At 34.4% G+C, this 13,469-nt stretch carries 30 protein-coding genes; 1 reads left to right on the forward strand and 29 read right to left on the reverse strand.

The window, feature by feature from the left end; all coding sequences use genetic code 11:
- Positions 1-9: 9 nt before the first annotated feature.
- The 14 genes from MKY93_RS11630 to MKY93_RS11695 form a co-directional block, all read right to left on the reverse strand.
- Entirely contained in the window at positions 10-801 is a 792-nt protein-coding gene (locus tag MKY93_RS11630) for a 3D domain-containing protein (protein WP_340759155.1), read from the reverse strand.
- A gap of 222 nt (positions 802-1,023) precedes the next feature.
- Entirely contained in the window at positions 1,024-1,254 is a 231-nt protein-coding gene (locus MKY93_RS11635; protein WP_340759156.1) for a hypothetical protein, read from the reverse strand.
- A gap of 41 nt (positions 1,255-1,295) precedes the next feature.
- A complete protein-coding gene (locus MKY93_RS11640) occupies positions 1,296-1,496 on the reverse strand; it encodes a hypothetical protein (RefSeq protein ID WP_340759157.1) in 201 nt (66 codons plus the stop codon).
- Positions 1,497-1,589: 93 nt separating this feature from the next.
- The gene (locus MKY93_RS11645) at positions 1,590-2,225 is read right to left on the reverse strand and encodes a hypothetical protein (protein ID WP_340759158.1); all 636 of its coding nucleotides are present in this window, start codon (positions 2,223-2,225) and stop codon (positions 1,590-1,592) included.
- Positions 2,226-2,269: 44 nt separating this feature from the next.
- Entirely contained in the window at positions 2,270-2,629 is a 360-nt protein-coding gene (locus tag MKY93_RS11650; RefSeq protein WP_340759159.1) for a hypothetical protein, read from the reverse strand.
- Positions 2,630-2,697: 68 nt separating this feature from the next.
- Entirely contained in the window at positions 2,698-3,063 is a 366-nt protein-coding gene (locus MKY93_RS11655) for a hypothetical protein (RefSeq protein WP_340759160.1), read from the reverse strand.
- A gap of 54 nt (positions 3,064-3,117) precedes the next feature.
- The gene (locus MKY93_RS11660) at positions 3,118-3,276 is read right to left on the reverse strand and encodes a hypothetical protein (protein ID WP_340759161.1); all 159 of its coding nucleotides are present in this window, start codon (positions 3,274-3,276) and stop codon (positions 3,118-3,120) included.
- A 27-nt stretch (positions 3,277-3,303) separates the two neighbouring features.
- Complete coding sequence (locus MKY93_RS11665; protein WP_340759162.1) at positions 3,304-3,702, reverse strand: hypothetical protein; 399 nt, start codon at positions 3,700-3,702, stop codon at positions 3,304-3,306.
- 49 nt (positions 3,703-3,751) lie between these two features.
- A complete protein-coding gene (locus MKY93_RS11670; protein WP_340759163.1) occupies positions 3,752-4,222 on the reverse strand; it encodes a hypothetical protein in 471 nt (156 codons plus the stop codon).
- 57 nt (positions 4,223-4,279) lie between these two features.
- Positions 4,280-4,600: a hypothetical protein gene (locus MKY93_RS11675; protein WP_340759164.1), complete on the reverse strand. Its 321-nt coding sequence runs from the start codon at positions 4,598-4,600 to the stop codon at positions 4,280-4,282.
- A complete protein-coding gene (locus MKY93_RS11680) occupies positions 4,601-4,864 on the reverse strand; it encodes a hypothetical protein (protein ID WP_340759165.1) in 264 nt (87 codons plus the stop codon).
- A gap of 12 nt (positions 4,865-4,876) precedes the next feature.
- A complete protein-coding gene (locus tag MKY93_RS11685) occupies positions 4,877-5,050 on the reverse strand; it encodes a hypothetical protein (protein ID WP_340759166.1) in 174 nt (57 codons plus the stop codon).
- A gap of 32 nt (positions 5,051-5,082) precedes the next feature.
- The gene (locus MKY93_RS11690; protein WP_340759167.1) at positions 5,083-5,439 is read right to left on the reverse strand and encodes a hypothetical protein; all 357 of its coding nucleotides are present in this window, start codon (positions 5,437-5,439) and stop codon (positions 5,083-5,085) included.
- On the reverse strand, positions 5,436-5,894 hold the full coding sequence (locus MKY93_RS11695; protein WP_340759168.1) for a hypothetical protein: 459 nt from the start codon (positions 5,892-5,894) through the stop codon (positions 5,436-5,438). Before MKY93_RS11695 ends, MKY93_RS11690 begins: the two co-directional genes overlap by 4 nt.
- Before the next feature lie 103 nt (positions 5,895-5,997).
- Between MKY93_RS11695 and MKY93_RS11700 the strand changes: the two genes are divergently transcribed.
- Positions 5,998-6,216 carry a hypothetical protein gene (locus MKY93_RS11700; protein ID WP_340759169.1) on the forward strand — a complete coding sequence of 73 codons (219 nt, stop codon included), beginning with the start codon at positions 5,998-6,000 and terminating at the stop codon, positions 6,214-6,216.
- Between the two features lie 127 nt (positions 6,217-6,343).
- Here the strand turns inward: MKY93_RS11700 and MKY93_RS11705 are convergent, their stop codons facing one another.
- From MKY93_RS11705 to MKY93_RS11775, 15 genes are all read right to left on the reverse strand, one after another.
- Positions 6,344-6,562 carry a hypothetical protein gene (locus MKY93_RS11705; protein ID WP_340759170.1) on the reverse strand — a complete coding sequence of 73 codons (219 nt, stop codon included), beginning with the start codon at positions 6,560-6,562 and terminating at the stop codon, positions 6,344-6,346.
- Between the two features lie 37 nt (positions 6,563-6,599).
- Positions 6,600-6,761: a hypothetical protein gene (locus tag MKY93_RS11710; protein WP_340759171.1), complete on the reverse strand. Its 162-nt coding sequence runs from the start codon at positions 6,759-6,761 to the stop codon at positions 6,600-6,602.
- Positions 6,762-6,797: 36 nt separating this feature from the next.
- Positions 6,798-7,034, reverse strand: a complete 237-nt coding sequence (locus tag MKY93_RS11715) for a hypothetical protein (protein ID WP_340759172.1) — start codon at positions 7,032-7,034, stop codon at positions 6,798-6,800.
- Between the two features lie 31 nt (positions 7,035-7,065).
- Positions 7,066-7,407, reverse strand: coding sequence for a hypothetical protein (locus tag MKY93_RS11720; RefSeq protein WP_340759173.1), 342 nt, complete (start codon positions 7,405-7,407; stop codon positions 7,066-7,068).
- Positions 7,408-7,478: 71 nt separating this feature from the next.
- Positions 7,479-7,667 (reverse strand): hypothetical protein, encoded by a 189-nt coding sequence (locus MKY93_RS11725; protein ID WP_340759174.1) that lies wholly within the window; start codon positions 7,665-7,667, stop codon positions 7,479-7,481.
- Between the two features lie 12 nt (positions 7,668-7,679).
- Positions 7,680-9,212 (reverse strand): DHH family phosphoesterase, encoded by a 1,533-nt coding sequence (locus MKY93_RS11730; RefSeq protein ID WP_340759175.1) that lies wholly within the window; start codon positions 9,210-9,212, stop codon positions 7,680-7,682.
- A gap of 224 nt (positions 9,213-9,436) precedes the next feature.
- Positions 9,437-10,261, reverse strand: a complete 825-nt coding sequence (locus tag MKY93_RS11735) for a prohibitin family protein (protein ID WP_340759176.1) — start codon at positions 10,259-10,261, stop codon at positions 9,437-9,439.
- Positions 10,262-10,527: 266 nt separating this feature from the next.
- Positions 10,528-10,698 carry a hypothetical protein gene (locus MKY93_RS11740; protein ID WP_340759177.1) on the reverse strand — a complete coding sequence of 57 codons (171 nt, stop codon included), beginning with the start codon at positions 10,696-10,698 and terminating at the stop codon, positions 10,528-10,530.
- Between the two features lie 34 nt (positions 10,699-10,732).
- Positions 10,733-11,272, reverse strand: coding sequence for a phage tail tape measure protein (locus tag MKY93_RS11745; RefSeq protein WP_340759178.1), 540 nt, complete (start codon positions 11,270-11,272; stop codon positions 10,733-10,735).
- A gap of 74 nt (positions 11,273-11,346) precedes the next feature.
- A complete protein-coding gene (locus MKY93_RS11750) occupies positions 11,347-11,511 on the reverse strand; it encodes a hypothetical protein (RefSeq protein ID WP_340759179.1) in 165 nt (54 codons plus the stop codon).
- A 21-nt stretch (positions 11,512-11,532) separates the two neighbouring features.
- The gene (locus MKY93_RS11755) at positions 11,533-11,796 is read right to left on the reverse strand and encodes a hypothetical protein (RefSeq protein WP_340759180.1); all 264 of its coding nucleotides are present in this window, start codon (positions 11,794-11,796) and stop codon (positions 11,533-11,535) included.
- A complete protein-coding gene (locus MKY93_RS11760; protein ID WP_340759181.1) occupies positions 11,786-12,697 on the reverse strand; it encodes a hypothetical protein in 912 nt (303 codons plus the stop codon). Before MKY93_RS11760 ends, MKY93_RS11755 begins: the two co-directional genes overlap by 11 nt.
- Positions 12,698-12,701: 4 nt before the next feature.
- Positions 12,702-12,986 (reverse strand): hypothetical protein, encoded by a 285-nt coding sequence (locus MKY93_RS11765; RefSeq protein WP_340759182.1) that lies wholly within the window; start codon positions 12,984-12,986, stop codon positions 12,702-12,704.
- Positions 12,961-13,209, reverse strand: coding sequence for a hypothetical protein (locus MKY93_RS11770; RefSeq protein WP_340759183.1), 249 nt, complete (start codon positions 13,207-13,209; stop codon positions 12,961-12,963). Before MKY93_RS11770 ends, MKY93_RS11765 begins: the two co-directional genes overlap by 26 nt.
- A gap of 42 nt (positions 13,210-13,251) precedes the next feature.
- Positions 13,252-13,449 (reverse strand): hypothetical protein, encoded by a 198-nt coding sequence (locus MKY93_RS11775; RefSeq protein WP_340759184.1) that lies wholly within the window; start codon positions 13,447-13,449, stop codon positions 13,252-13,254.
- Positions 13,450-13,469: the final 20 nt, after the last annotated feature.

Here is a 13,469-nt window from a genome sequence, read left to right on the forward strand (position 1 = left end):
AATTATATTTTAGTTTATTTCTTTCCCCCATCTTAATACTGTTACATTAAGGTGTTGTCTTCCGTATTCATTTGACTTAGCTTCTGATGAAGTTAACAAATCTAAACGTTTGTTTTTGATGGCTCCGCCTCGATCCAATACAATGTATCTTCCGTATCCTTGTACTTCAATAATGCTGTAAGGCGGCAACACGTTCCAATCAGCTGCTGCAACCCCGTATCCATTGTATGTGATGCTTTTATTCACCCATACACCACTTGAAGTTTGACCAGAGCAGCCCACACAATCTGATCCGTACCATGAAACATTAAAGACCCCTAAGTCTTGATTGACGCCTTTGTACTCTCCACTACGACTTACAGATATGTCTTTACTATTGCTATTTACATTGGCAACTTGCTTCTGACTCTGTTTTCTCATCTCTTGCTGCTTTCTGGCTTTAGCTTTTTCTAACGCTTCCTTACGTCTACGTTCAGCTAACTTCCTAGCCCTCTCTTCTGCTACTCTCTGCTCTCTAAGCTTGTCCATTTTAGCTACTCGTTGAGCTTGTGCTTCTTTAATCTTATTAGCTTTATATTCTTCCTTCTTGCTATCTAAGGCAATTATGGTAGAATTAAATGATTCATAGCTGTGTGGATTTTTCTCTGAGCAGTTAAGATAACACACCATTTCAAACTCTTCAAGGCTTATTTTATTTTCTTTATGTTCTTTTTTATCCTTATTCTGAAAGCTAAGTAAGACTGCTAATGCAACCCCTGTAATTAAAATCGTACCAGCTAACCCTTTTAAAATATCATTCATTATTACACTTATTAACTCACAATGCCTCATTAGGAGCCAATGACATGCTTGTGAACATGTGTACTCCGCTTGCAAGCCTAAGCTGTTCCCCTTTCGATTTTAGATTTTAAATAAATAAAGATGCAACAAATTAATCGGTCAATTAACTGCTACATCTTTATTATATAACTTTCTTTTAGTTTTGTCTACTGATATGTTTTAGTGATAAAATCTCACTTATATTTATGACTGATTTCTATTTGACCAAAACATGTACTGATACGCCATTGCCATCTTCTCACTAGCTTCTAGAATATCTATTGAATATATAATTTGCGCTCTTTTAACTATCAGTGCTTCACATTTCTCTTCACTTGAGTGTTTTGTGGTATTTAAGATATCTAGTTCATCTACCACTTTTGATAGCTCTTCCTCTAAAATTGATATTACGAATGATTTTTCTTTGTTCCCCATCTTAATTCCTCCTCTAATATAGGGCATTACCTAATTCTTTCTTATTTGTCTAGTTCCCACGGTAATTTCAATCCAAACATGCTTACCAACCCTTCAAACTCTTCAATCCACTCTAAGAACTCTCGCATATCTTCTTTGTAATAAATGTAGTACCTCTTTGTTTCTTCTTCTGTCGTAGGAATATGGTCGAGTTTGTTGAATATCTCAATAAATTTTTCTTCCATTGGATGTTTTTCTCTCATTACTTTAACAACCTTTCTTCTTGTAAGTATTGATCAATCATACAGCTCAAAACGCTCTTTCGTATTAAAAGTCCAGTTGTATCGGATAATTCATTAAAAATATTTTACATTCTTATCTTTTGCGAACGTCGATACTATTGACATCTTCTCTGAGTCTAGATTTCTGTCAACGTGTACCTCGTCAAATCTTCTGCCACGGTAATTGTCACTGTATTTTCTTGCTAAATATAAAAATGACTTAGTGATAATGGATAACTCATTAGGATGGTAATCACGTCTCTCTAGAATTTTTTCGTCAGATTTATCCATTAGAATGTTCAATTGCTCGAAAGCACTGTTCACGTCTTGTCCAATTATTGCAATATGTTTACGATGCATTGGATAGATATGCCTATTCAGTAAATTCTCAATGTCAGAAATAGAATCTCCTAATTTAGTAGTCGTCGTAGTAAGGTGGTTCACACTAACATACTCTTCATTTGACAATAATTCGGGAATAGACTGTGCTTCCAAATACCTTTTTAGATTAGCTATCTTTTTATGTTGATATTCTAGCTCATTCATATCTTTAACACTTTCCACTGCCTTCGTGTTCGCAAATAATTGACGTAATAGAGTTTGATATGAATTTGACAGTGTCTTCAATGCTGCATAATTAGCAGTATCACTTTGTTTATTCATCTCTAAAATAATAAGCTTCATGTTTTGTACTGTCTGATTGTTTCTCATTATAGTTTCCCCTTTGACGATTAGCCGTCACCTGTTAATTTTATTTATTGCTCTACTGAATTCCTAATGATTCCTACTGCTGTATTTGGCGCGATTCCCATTTTGTCATACATTAGAAGCAATTCAGCAAACTTTAGAGATTTTTCTAGTTGCTCATCTGTCATAGTCCAAGAATCTTTCTTATGCTCAATAGGGACTTTAAAGCGTCGCAAAAATGCAGTGCCATCCTCTTCTTTAGTAGTCAAACATTCATGCTCGACATCTCCACTAGTAATAACATTAAATTCAATCCCACCCAATTGGTCATCACCAATGATCTCTAAGTGAGCGTCAATAGGCAATCTCATAGCTTCTAAAATATCACCTTTGTTCATATATAGCTTGCCGTATTTAAGTTTACTCATAATATTATTCTCCTTTTGTGTTTTGTTTTTGTAAGAGTAACTAGTTCAGTCACTGTAGCGAGAGAAAATCAAAAAACATCTTCATCCCGCATCGCATTAATGAGAGTTACTTTACCAGAAATCAACATATTACCATTGTCAAGAAATGTAATTCCTTTTTTAATAACTGTTCCTGTTTTTGGATTAAAGGATAAACCTTTTTTATCAAAGATGCTATCTAAGCTATCTACTAAGGACATTCCCACTCCATTGGCATCTACATAAATTTTATCAAATTTGTCGTTGGTAAAACGGTCATAAATCCTTTGAGCTAACTCGCCAAAAGAGAAAGTTTCCACATCATAATGCTTAACTCTATTCCTCTTAGAACCGTCAACTGTTGTGATCTGTGTTCTATTATAAGATGCAAAAACAACCATAATTTTTTCTGTCATTTTTATTCTCCTTTGATGTCGGTCATCACCTAATATTTTAGTTTTTTATGTGGTTTATTTAATACGTTTCTCAACAATTAGTGATTTTTCTCTTAATAATTCTTGCTCTTTATACAGTGTCTCAAGATATTCAGAAGATCCTAGAGCCACTCTTTCTAATAGGCTTTGGCAATTTACAATCTGTTTATCTAATTCAATAATAGATTCTTTCATACTTTCACCTCCTTTAAAAATTCTCTTTTAGTTTAAATTTTTAAATGCTTTATTTAGTAGTTTAATCATATCTTTCGTAAACTTATCTACATCTGTGTCGGAAGGAGTATTCATGGTAATGTTAAATATATTGCTGATTAAGTCTTTCGGAATTACACACTCCCCTTCATGCAGTTCTGCTTCTTCACCAGTCTCTTCAGATACATTAGAATCATTAGTCAAAGATGCTTCGAGATCGCTGAAGAAACTAGAAATTTTCTCCTCTAAGTCTGTATCAATCTCCATAGTTCCAGTGGCTTTTAAACCTGTAGGTGTTGTCTCTTCGTATTCAATTTGATAAACAGGAGCCGAGAAGCCGATAGGAACATGCCTTTTACTCTCCTGAATTCTTTGAGCATTTGTTAATTTAATTGATTTAATTTTCATTTTAATTCCTCCATTTAATTGTTAGGTTGCATTTTTCTATTGCTAAGGATTAAAGCTCTGGAAAGTTTAAGATAATTTTATCACCGGCAATTTTTACTCCATTTTTAGTGAGCTCAAGCCTGCTTCCATTTACATTCTCGATTTTAATTCCTTCTGGAAGTTTGATTTTACCACTATTATGGATTTCTATTTCTACATCTTCGCTCATATTTAGAAGACTCTCAGGTAACCCTTCTGTGATTTCTCTCTCCCTAACCTCTTTATTTATTTGTTCTTTTGCTTGTTTGACCATCTTTTCTATTCCCTTATCCAGTGCATCATACATTTCCTCTCTCTTACTTTTTTCCTTTTCAACAGAGCCAAATAACATTTTCGAAGGTAACAATCCTTTCTGCACAGTCACTTTATATTTTACAGAGTCTAAATTTTCATGATGAATATATGTTGTTGTATCTTCTTTAAATTCAACCCCAACTGTAATTTGGTAGCCTTTGTACCCTTCACTCTTAATTGTCTTCATATCTAATTCCTCCATTTATTGTTTAACTATATTTTACGTTCCCATAAAACCAATTTATCATCGTATGCTTACACTGCCGCCAGCATCTACATTTCCATCAACAGAACCACATGTGATTGATCCTCCGGCATCGACTGAGCCATTCACGTTTCCACAGGTAACACTCCCACCCACGTCTACATTACCGTGAATATTTCCTTTAACATTAACACTGCCGTCTACTTTCAAGTTCGCCAAATCTCCCGTGAATGAGATTTCTACGTAACCAGATAGACCTTCTTCAACTAACTTTCCATCCACATAAACTTTATTGCCTATCACACTAACATTATTTCCCTGTACTGAAATGGACTTTCCGTTAATATTGATAGTATTCATTCACTGCGTACCACCCTTCTTATTTGTTACTTTTAGTTGCTTGTAATAATCCAACATTTCATCATACAGTGTCTCTTGTTTAATTCTTAAGTCTTGTTGCTTCTTTGCTTCCTGATTGAGTTCAATAATATTGGCATCATGTTGTCTATTTCTTTCCAATGTATTGAATACAGAGAACGTACTAACAGCAACAAAGAGAATCAGGATAGCCAAACTAATACACACTCTATACACATACTCATTTTCCTTAAAGTATTTATTCAAATTTAACCCTCCTTATATTAAATCTTCGTATTCAAATGGCTCATAACAATAGCTAAAGACAGGTTTCTTCAATTCGTTGACCCACTTAATAACATCTTCATTAACCTTATCTCCGTACATACAGGCAACTAATTCTCCTATTACTGTGTTCACTTCTGTTTCTCTCAAAGCTCCATTGACTCTCATTCCAGAAATAAAATAATCTACTGTATTCTGTCTCATCCATAATACGCAAGGATCAAATTGATAATAAACAACACTGCGAATACAAGCGTGTTACCAATTACAATAAAGAGAATATTTTCTAATCTAGTAGAGAAACTTAATTTCTTATTCTCTTCTTCTGTAATTTTTATGTTGTTGTATTTTCTGCTTGGCAATAGGATAACTCTTAGAATAAATGCTCCAAGAAACATTTCCCAATATGAGACTACAAATAGATAGTCTGCGATAAACCAATTCCATATCGTCTGATAAATAAATGTGAAATATAACACTGCAACAACATTCAGAAAGAATAAGAACCCTCTCTCTCCTGCTGTACATGTATTTTTATTTTCTTTTACTTCTGTCAATTATTAACGCCCTCCTCTAATGAGTACTGTTCATTCAAATGCCAAGCTCTAAATGAATCTTTATAATTCTGACTTTCATCATTATAAGTTTCTTCTTCATAATTATTGGGATTTACCCAAGTACCATGTAGCATAGCGCTCTCTGGATGTGTATCGTCATCTGTCATTACAACCTTATCAATTCTAAAATGAGCAGGTTGATAAGGAGAAGAATATACTTGTCCTACTTTGACTAACCATCCATCTGTCTCTATCTCTTTTACTCCTTCGGGATCAATTGAGATATTTATCTTGAAGCCGGGAATTTCTACTTCATTGACTATAATTTGTAGGTAATCGTCTTCATAATACTGCTCCTTGAATCGCTCTTTTACGCTTTCTGGGTCACTGTCAACCATATATTGAGTATTTGAGTGTCCGTCATAATCTAGTGTAGCAATTTCGTATAGTTTCATCTAATCTCTCCTTTATTTGATTCATAAATCGATGTTTGGTAATTATTTTATATTGCATAACCTTCTCTTATTATGGATAATATATAGAAGGAGGTGTTCAATCTTGATCAACAAATATTCCCGCCTAATTGCAGTGTGTTTGGTGACGCTGGCTACGTCCTTGTTTACTTTGGTAGCGATGGAAGGTATGTCTCCAAAACAAATAATTACAGTATCAATTTCCTTACTTTTTGTTTATATTGCAGGCATAGTGATAACTTTTAGCGACCGTAGAAAATCACAAAATAAGCATTCAACTCAGGAAATTCAAGATACTTTCTAATCATATCTCCGTCTTACTCCTTAGATTAATTTCTAAGGAGTTTTTATCATCCAGTAAAAGCAACTTTTGATTGGGTAATTAATCTACATATGGTATGAAGACTGTCACATCACCCACTACATGTAGATTAAAACACACTATCTAAATCCTCTGGACAGTTTCCGCATACTTCTAAGCATTCCTCTGAGATTTCTACGATTTTAATACTCTCAAACACCTTATATTCATTTATTAAATCAACAAAATCATCGTGATTAATTGAATGCCCTTCTGTACGTAACATGCCATTGACATATAATCCTTCCCAATCATCGTAGGTGGCAATAACAACTTTTACTGCCTCCATTGACATAACTCCTTTCCCGATAAACGAAGCGTTTAATTTAAGTCACAGCTTCTAATACTACAGCAACCAGCAATCCTATCCAGAATAGCGATGTTCCAGTCATATTACTGTTGAAACAAATATTCAATCCTTCTACAAACTGAGGAGTTTTATCTGTCAAATTAATAATTAAAGCAACTACTAAATATATAAATGTCATTCTGTTATCACCTCAAAATTCTTATAATTACTCAAATCAATCTACGACTTCGTACTCTACAAATCTTTTCCAAGCACTTGCTTCATCGCCATCATATTCTAGATCGCTCTCTAAGAATCTTTCTACTGTTTCATGTAATTCTTCATATCTATCCATATCTAGCAAGTCTGAGATAAATACTCTATCCTGATATGCTCCATCTATAAACAATTGTTTAAAAGTTTCACTTGGTTTTTTGTTGTTCAGCTTGCACATTAATTCATAAACTTTCATTTGTTCAACTCCTTCCGATAAATGAAGTCATTTAACGCCTCATACTCACACTTCCGCCAGCGTCAACATTTCCACCAACAGTCCCACAGCTTATTGATCCGCCTGCATCCACTGAACCTTTTACGTCACCACAGTCGACGCTACCTCCCGCATCAACGTCTCCTTGTACATCTCCTCTAACAGTTGTGCTACCATCGGTTTCTAAACTGGCTAAGTCACCTACAAAGGAAACTTCCACTGTCCCAGAAAGCCCTTCCTCTACTAACTTCCCATCTACGTATACTTTATTATTAATTACTGAGATGTTATTGCCTTGAACTGAAATTGTTTTGCCGTTGATTACAATCTGATTAGTATTTTTCCTGTTAAACATCGTAACATCTCCAAATCAAATATCTATCTTATCTTCGTATTACTATTAATATTATATAACTTTACTTATGATTAGTCGAATGATTTGTCTAGTTCTAGCTCAAGTTCAGCAATTGCATGCTCAACCTTCCATAACTCATCCTTTTCATCGTTGAGATTACGGATTAATCTTGCCATATTTTCATGGATTTCTAGCCGTGTATCATAAAGAGATTTCAGAAACTTCTTATTGCATTGTTTAGGATAGTTTTCATCTGCCACGTAATTTCCTCCTTAGAATTCGAATCCTCCGAATGATGATTTATTTACTGATTCAATCCGTACATCCTCTATTATTATCTGCGGTTTCTTATTTCCTAACCACACATTAACTCCAGTTTTGCCAACAACAGTGAGTGTTAATGTACCACCAGCTTCTTTGATTTCTACTAGCTTTGGATCAGCAGAGAATTGAACATATTCAATATTACCTTTATTAAACTTCAGTACATTTTGAGCTTTGCCGATGAGCTGAATATCTTCTGCTCTTACTTCTATATCTGTAATAGCGTATAAAGGCTGTTCCAGTCCACGCCCAAAGACGTTCGAGCAACTCTCCATCTCATAGATGAAACTTTCTGTCATAGAGGCAGAAGGCATTGTAAAGTCCACCCAATGAGTCTCATCTAGCTCTATATCTACCAGAGCTTCTCCAATTTTATCGTCAAGTTGAAATCTCATCTCAGGTTGTAATTGGACTCCGCAAGCATTTTGATGTCCTCGTGCCCAGTCAAACAGTTGTAGGCTATTTAAGAAATCTCTTGTTTCTGTCATAAATGGATCATATCCACGCAAACTGCCTACTAATTTGCCATCATTATTCCTTCGCAAGATGATAGTGGGGCGCTTATACTTATTTACGATTGGCATAGCAACATACCCACTCATGTTCATTTCAAACTCACCTTCCACTTCCACAACAATAAAATGGTTCTCATAGAGCTTATCCCGTTCAATTTTCATCTCAATTTCTTCTAGAATTTTATCACGTAATTTCCGTTGACGTGAGTAAGTGTTATTACATATTCTTGTCATTCTACGTGCCCAAGTCTCAGATTTATCTTCTCGTCTCAGTCTAGGATTGATTGTGACTTCTTGATGGTTTAGAAACGCCTTCATTAGACCATCAAGCTCTTCTGCTGTTCCTACTCTAATCAGAGAGTTGATTTTAGGGTTAATCTTGAAGGCAATGACAGTAGGTGTCAATTCCACTCCACTTTCCACATTCTCCTTGATGAGTTCTTTGAATAGCTCACTCTTGATATTGGATAATCCTTTTTCAACAATCCATTTCGTTTCCTTGTTATTGAGTAACATTGCGTCTCCGATTAGACCTAGCGAACAAATGTCATAAAACTCTTCAGAATAATTTAATCCTAATACCTTGTCCACGTACTGTGTAAATTTTAGAACGATTGCTGCCCCACTCAGTTGTTTGTTAGGATAATCATCCAACTGATTGTTGATTACAATAGCATGGGTAGAATACTCAGAAACTGGGTGATGGTCGAGAATTAGCACATCAATACCCTTATCGTGTAATTCTTTATGAATTACAAATTCACCACTACCAGCATCTGGCACGATTAAAAGTTTAGTCTCAGGAGGAATCAAGTTTACGTCTATGCCGTGCTTTACTTCTGGAGTATGATTAGACCATGTGATGATCGCTTCGGGCTTTGCTAACTTAAGGTAGTTGATTAGAATTGCGCTAGAACACACACCGTCAAAGATCCTTATCAACTTGAACATGAATTTGATTGCCATTTTTAATATGAGTTAATAAGGAACGGACACCCCCTTCCATATTTCGAAGTAGATCAGGTTTATATTCATATGGGGTAGGTTTCAGAAACCATTCAATATCCTCTACAGGAACGTTACGATTCTTAAATATCTGTTCTAATGGATTAAAGAAAAAGTTATTCTCACCTTTTAATTTATACACGCAATCTTCCTTTCTACTGCATAATTATGTTTAACTCTGCTTATCATTTACTCTCCACCAGAGGAGTCACTTCACCTTGAATAGTAATCCACCCAAATTTATTTCTTGCCTTCATCTCTTCCATCTTCAAAATTTCAGGTGTTATTGATTTTGCTAATAGAGCGTTAGCTTCTGCTTCTGCTCTAGCCGCAATCAACTTCTTCTGAGCTTCACCTTCAGCGACAACCTTCTTCTTTTCTGCTTCAATTTGTTCATTTTGTAATTCTTGCTTCTTTAATTCCAATTCCTGTGCGCTTTGAACTCTAGCATTAATAGCTTTCTCAGTATTTTCATCAAGTTGTGGAGTTCCTAGTGTAACGTTTGTAACAATAAATCCTAAATCTGATACATCTTTTGCCATCTGTTCTGAAATTTCAGCTGAAGCCTCAGTAGTTTTAGTTCCATAAATATCTAACACTGTATATCCTGACACTACTGAGCGTGATGCCCGGAATAATTTCTGATACATGTATCCTTCTTGAATCTGTTTTACGTCTTGTGATCCTAATTCCTTAAAAATGTTTATTACTTTGTCTGATGATACTTTATATTCAAACGAAACTGGCATAGAAATTGATTTTCCATCCTTAGTTGTTACAGTAACCTTATCTTTGATAATAGTAATACGTGTCGGGTATTTTGTAGTTTTCTCAAACAGTCCGATTACACTCCATCCCGGACTTAATACTTTCTTAGCTCCACCACTTGGACTATAAACTACAGCTACTTGTCCTTCTGGAACACGCTCTACAAATACAAATGCACCGACAATTAAAGCCAATACCATTACTCCTGTTCCTACTAAACCTAAAATACCTTTTACACTCATTTATTTTCCTCTTTTCTTTTGATAAATTTAGTTTTTGTATCTGGATTAAATACTTCATCAATTCTCTTGCCTTCCGATCTCACAAATCCCTTAATAAAGTTTACTAATGGAATAATTACATACGTGATAATTATCGTTAAAATTATTATCGATAATAAAAATCTGATCATATCCTCACCTATTCTCTTTATTTAATCTTCCTTTTCATCTTAGTAAAAGACCCATCTACTATAAATCCTAATAACATGCCCCATTTAAGAATAAAATTAATAATCTCTTTCATTTTCTTCCTCCAGTTCTCGTTCAATATCATAGTTTTTAGCGTTCTCTTCAACAATAACTAATGGTGAAATCTTCTTATTGAATCCATACTGAACAATAAGTAATCCAAAATATGATCCAAGTAGAATTCCGATCAACGAACTAATCATAAGCACAATATCATCAACTCCCTTTAAAACTGTAGTGTTATCAGGCTTTAGACAGTTGATCAAATAAGATCATAAAACGAGCCATATTAAATCTTCCTGCCACTTTAACTGCGACATCACGTTTCTTCTTTGCATCTAAAATCTTCCACTTTTCAACTAACTCGTCTACTACTTTATTAGTCTTTGAGAAATCTTCTATGCCCACTTCTTTTAATGCTTCTTTTGCTTCTGCTACATTCGACATGCGACTAAGAAAAGACTTCAGCGCATTCCCAATAATACCTCCAGTTTCTCTTGTAATATTTGCTGAACAGGCTGCGTATAAAGCAACCTTCTCTGGGCTAATATCTTCTGAACTTGCTAAGCTGGAAGCCTTTGATAACGCTAATAGGAGTTGATCTACTGTAACTGCATTTTTATTAGAAAGCTCATTTAGAGAGTTAATTAAATCTCCCACTTCTACTTCTTTGGTTAACTCAAAATCTGAGATAACTGTCGCTAAGAGCTTTTCTGCTTCCTCTGTACTCATTTCCGAGATACTGCTAACAACTTTTGAATACTGTTTAATAATATTTTTCATATTAATTACCCCCATTCTTTTTTTTATTATATTGCTTTACTTATATCTCCCAATCAAATTGCACTTTCATTCGATTATTTCAAGTTCTCCAAGTAATTTATAAACTCGAGAATCTTATTCAGTTCTGTTTCCGTTGCAAAAGTCATATAGAAAACTTCATCTAGTTTCGACGTATCCTTATCCTCGAGACTGCTCAATCTTCGTGCAATATAGCTTTTTATGTGCTTTAGCTCATCCATAGAGTGTCACTTCCTGCATGATTATTTCTTTATCCACTTTTTAACCTTTATCTCTTTTAATTCAACCTCAGAACACTCCACTAAATCTTCATGTTCCCATGGTGCTTCGCATTGATTTTCAGTGGCTCCTTCGCTGTAATACGTCTCCCAGAACTTGCCTTGATATGCGAATATAATTCGATGATGAACAGACCATCGTGAAGTGTCTGTAATTTCATCTAAAATTGCGTTCTCAGGTAAATTTAACTCATCGATCATATATTCTTTTTTAAGATTAATCTCCATTCATTACCACTCCTTTTCCTTTGCAACATTCACACTCTACTAATGGCTCATTAATCTTTTTCATTAGCTCATCTAGAAATTTATCGACGTTCTTCTTTAGATCATCTGCATTTTTTCCAGTGAAACTTTCTACTGTTGGATACCCTTGATACCCTTCAGGAGAAGTTTTATATATTTCTACACTTCTGCTTCTGTTAAATCTTTTTTCATACTTAGGCTTACGACGTGAGTAAGCTGCGTTGATATTTATTGTATATTCTTCTGGTTCAATTTCAATTTTCTTTTTAACAGTTAAACAAAAGTCATAATCACTTGTAATCTCTGCATACTTAGGATCAATATTTCTCTTGATATGTTCTCGAATAATGCTATAAGACTGTTTCTTGCTTAGTTCGCAAGGTTTATTTGCAAGTAGAACTGGGTGAGTGGTAATTCGATCTAGTAGGGAGTGCTTTAAATCATAATCTTGTTGTTTAATTTCAAAATTCCCATCGATTTCTTCAATGACGTTTAGCTCAAAAGGGACATCCTCAAAAGTCTCTTCTTCTAAATCGTATTTTCTAGAGTAAAGCCCATAAACTTCTTCAAATTCATTATCGATTTGTTGAGCTGTTAAAATTTTAGGTGTTAAATCTGTTACTTGGAATCCTTCTTTCAATTCGTATCGAATATTAATTTGTTTTTGAGGTTTCTTTTCTGTGATCTTTTTAGGAATAGATTTTACTTGATACCAGTCACCTCTATATGTTTCTTTCGCTAGTTCTCCATCAAAGTAGAAGCCGCCCAATGATCTGTAAGAACTGTAATAATTCTCTCCTTTAATATTAGATGATAAAAATACTGCATTATTCGCTACAATACCGATTAGCTTCAAAGGTCCACTGCCTTCATTCTTATACATTTAATCACTCTTCCTTTTTAAAGTATTCTTCAAAATCTTCAACAGTTGCTTTCACAAGATTGATTTTTAAATCATCTTCCCATTCAAATTCTTTAGATACTTCTAGTTTAGTCAGTTTCATAGTTGCATCCATTCTTTGCAACACATACTCTAGATGATTCTTAAATTGTTCAGCGTCCCTGAACTCACCGTTAGCATCTGTCAGATACATCTCTACTTTATATAATCTAGCTATCTTATTCACTTCCTTTAATATGTTCGTTTTATTCAAAGCAAATAGTTTTCTCAATGATAAAGCTATCAAGCTCACCCTGTTGCTTTGATGTTAATGTTTGTCCATTTTGAAGAGCTTGCAACAAATCATCACTCATAAATCGTTCTGTTGCAAAGTATGAAAAGTCTTGAACATATTCTTCTTTTTCGTTGTTTTTGTACCGTAACCGAGTCACAACTGTTTCAGCCGTAGCGTTTTTATTCATCTCTTTAAGATAAGTGATCATTACATCCTTCATTTTCAACACCCTTTCATATTTTAATCCAATAAAAAGTTCATTTTATTTTATTCCATTATCCCAAGTACTCTCATATTCCATTTTAAATTTCTTTTTTACATCGCCTAAGCTTGGATAGTTTTCACCAAGTTTAGCTATTAAGCCTTTTGCTATTCTATTATCTGGGCTATATTTTATGATGTTTTCGACTTGCACATGTAGAAAATACCACTCCCTATTTGTCAGTTGTATATTTATCAATGTAACCACCTCTTTGAAAA

The organism is Sporosarcina sp. FSL W7-1283, assembly GCF_038003105.1.
Lineage (GTDB): Bacteria > Bacillota > Bacilli > Bacillales_A > Planococcaceae > Sporosarcina > Sporosarcina newyorkensis.

What these genes read in the sequence shown, in the direction of transcription:
- MKY93_RS11630 (WP_340759155.1), bottom strand. Translation starts at nt 801, where the DNA reads ATGAATGATATTTTAAAAGGGTTAGCTGGTACGATTTTAATTACAGGG.
- MKY93_RS11635 (WP_340759156.1), bottom strand. Translation starts at nt 1,254, where the DNA reads ATGGGGAACAAAGAAAAATCATTCGTAATATCAATTTTAGAGGAAGAG.
- MKY93_RS11640 (WP_340759157.1), bottom strand. Translation starts at nt 1,496, where the DNA reads ATGAGAGAAAAACATCCAATGGAAGAAAAATTTATTGAGATATTCAAC.
- MKY93_RS11645 (WP_340759158.1), bottom strand. Translation starts at nt 2,225, where the DNA reads ATGAGAAACAATCAGACAGTACAAAACATGAAGCTTATTATTTTAGAG.
- MKY93_RS11650 (WP_340759159.1), bottom strand. Translation starts at nt 2,629, where the DNA reads ATGAGTAAACTTAAATACGGCAAGCTATATATGAACAAAGGTGATATT.
- MKY93_RS11655 (WP_340759160.1), bottom strand. Translation starts at nt 3,063, where the DNA reads ATGACAGAAAAAATTATGGTTGTTTTTGCATCTTATAATAGAACACAG.
- MKY93_RS11660 (WP_340759161.1), bottom strand. Translation starts at nt 3,276, where the DNA reads ATGAAAGAATCTATTATTGAATTAGATAAACAGATTGTAAATTGCCAA.
- MKY93_RS11665 (WP_340759162.1), bottom strand. Translation starts at nt 3,702, where the DNA reads ATGAAAATTAAATCAATTAAATTAACAAATGCTCAAAGAATTCAGGAG.
- MKY93_RS11670 (WP_340759163.1), bottom strand. Translation starts at nt 4,222, where the DNA reads ATGAAGACAATTAAGAGTGAAGGGTACAAAGGCTACCAAATTACAGTT.
- MKY93_RS11675 (WP_340759164.1), bottom strand. Translation starts at nt 4,600, where the DNA reads ATGAATACTATCAATATTAACGGAAAGTCCATTTCAGTACAGGGAAAT.
- MKY93_RS11685 (WP_340759166.1), bottom strand. Translation starts at nt 5,050, where the DNA reads ATGAGAGTCAATGGAGCTTTGAGAGAAACAGAAGTGAACACAGTAATA.
- MKY93_RS11695 (WP_340759168.1), bottom strand. Translation starts at nt 5,894, where the DNA reads ATGAAACTATACGAAATTGCTACACTAGATTATGACGGACACTCAAAT.
- MKY93_RS11705 (WP_340759170.1), bottom strand. Translation starts at nt 6,562, where the DNA reads ATGGAGGCAGTAAAAGTTGTTATTGCCACCTACGATGATTGGGAAGGA.
- MKY93_RS11710 (WP_340759171.1), bottom strand. Translation starts at nt 6,761, where the DNA reads ATGACATTTATATATTTAGTAGTTGCTTTAATTATTAATTTGACAGAT.
- MKY93_RS11715 (WP_340759172.1), bottom strand. Translation starts at nt 7,034, where the DNA reads ATGAAAGTTTATGAATTAATGTGCAAGCTGAACAACAAAAAACCAAGT.
- MKY93_RS11720 (WP_340759173.1), bottom strand. Translation starts at nt 7,407, where the DNA reads ATGTTTAACAGGAAAAATACTAATCAGATTGTAATCAACGGCAAAACA.
- MKY93_RS11730 (WP_340759175.1), bottom strand. Translation starts at nt 9,212, where the DNA reads ATGGCAATCAAATTCATGTTCAAGTTGATAAGGATCTTTGACGGTGTG.
- MKY93_RS11735 (WP_340759176.1), bottom strand. Translation starts at nt 10,261, where the DNA reads ATGAGTGTAAAAGGTATTTTAGGTTTAGTAGGAACAGGAGTAATGGTA.
- MKY93_RS11745 (WP_340759178.1), bottom strand. Translation starts at nt 11,272, where the DNA reads ATGAAAAATATTATTAAACAGTATTCAAAAGTTGTTAGCAGTATCTCG.
- MKY93_RS11750 (WP_340759179.1), bottom strand. Translation starts at nt 11,511, where the DNA reads ATGGATGAGCTAAAGCACATAAAAAGCTATATTGCACGAAGATTGAGC.
- MKY93_RS11755 (WP_340759180.1), bottom strand. Translation starts at nt 11,796, where the DNA reads ATGGAGATTAATCTTAAAAAAGAATATATGATCGATGAGTTAAATTTA.
- MKY93_RS11760 (WP_340759181.1), bottom strand. Translation starts at nt 12,697, where the DNA reads ATGTATAAGAATGAAGGCAGTGGACCTTTGAAGCTAATCGGTATTGTA.
- MKY93_RS11770 (WP_340759183.1), bottom strand. Translation starts at nt 13,209, where the DNA reads ATGAAGGATGTAATGATCACTTATCTTAAAGAGATGAATAAAAACGCT.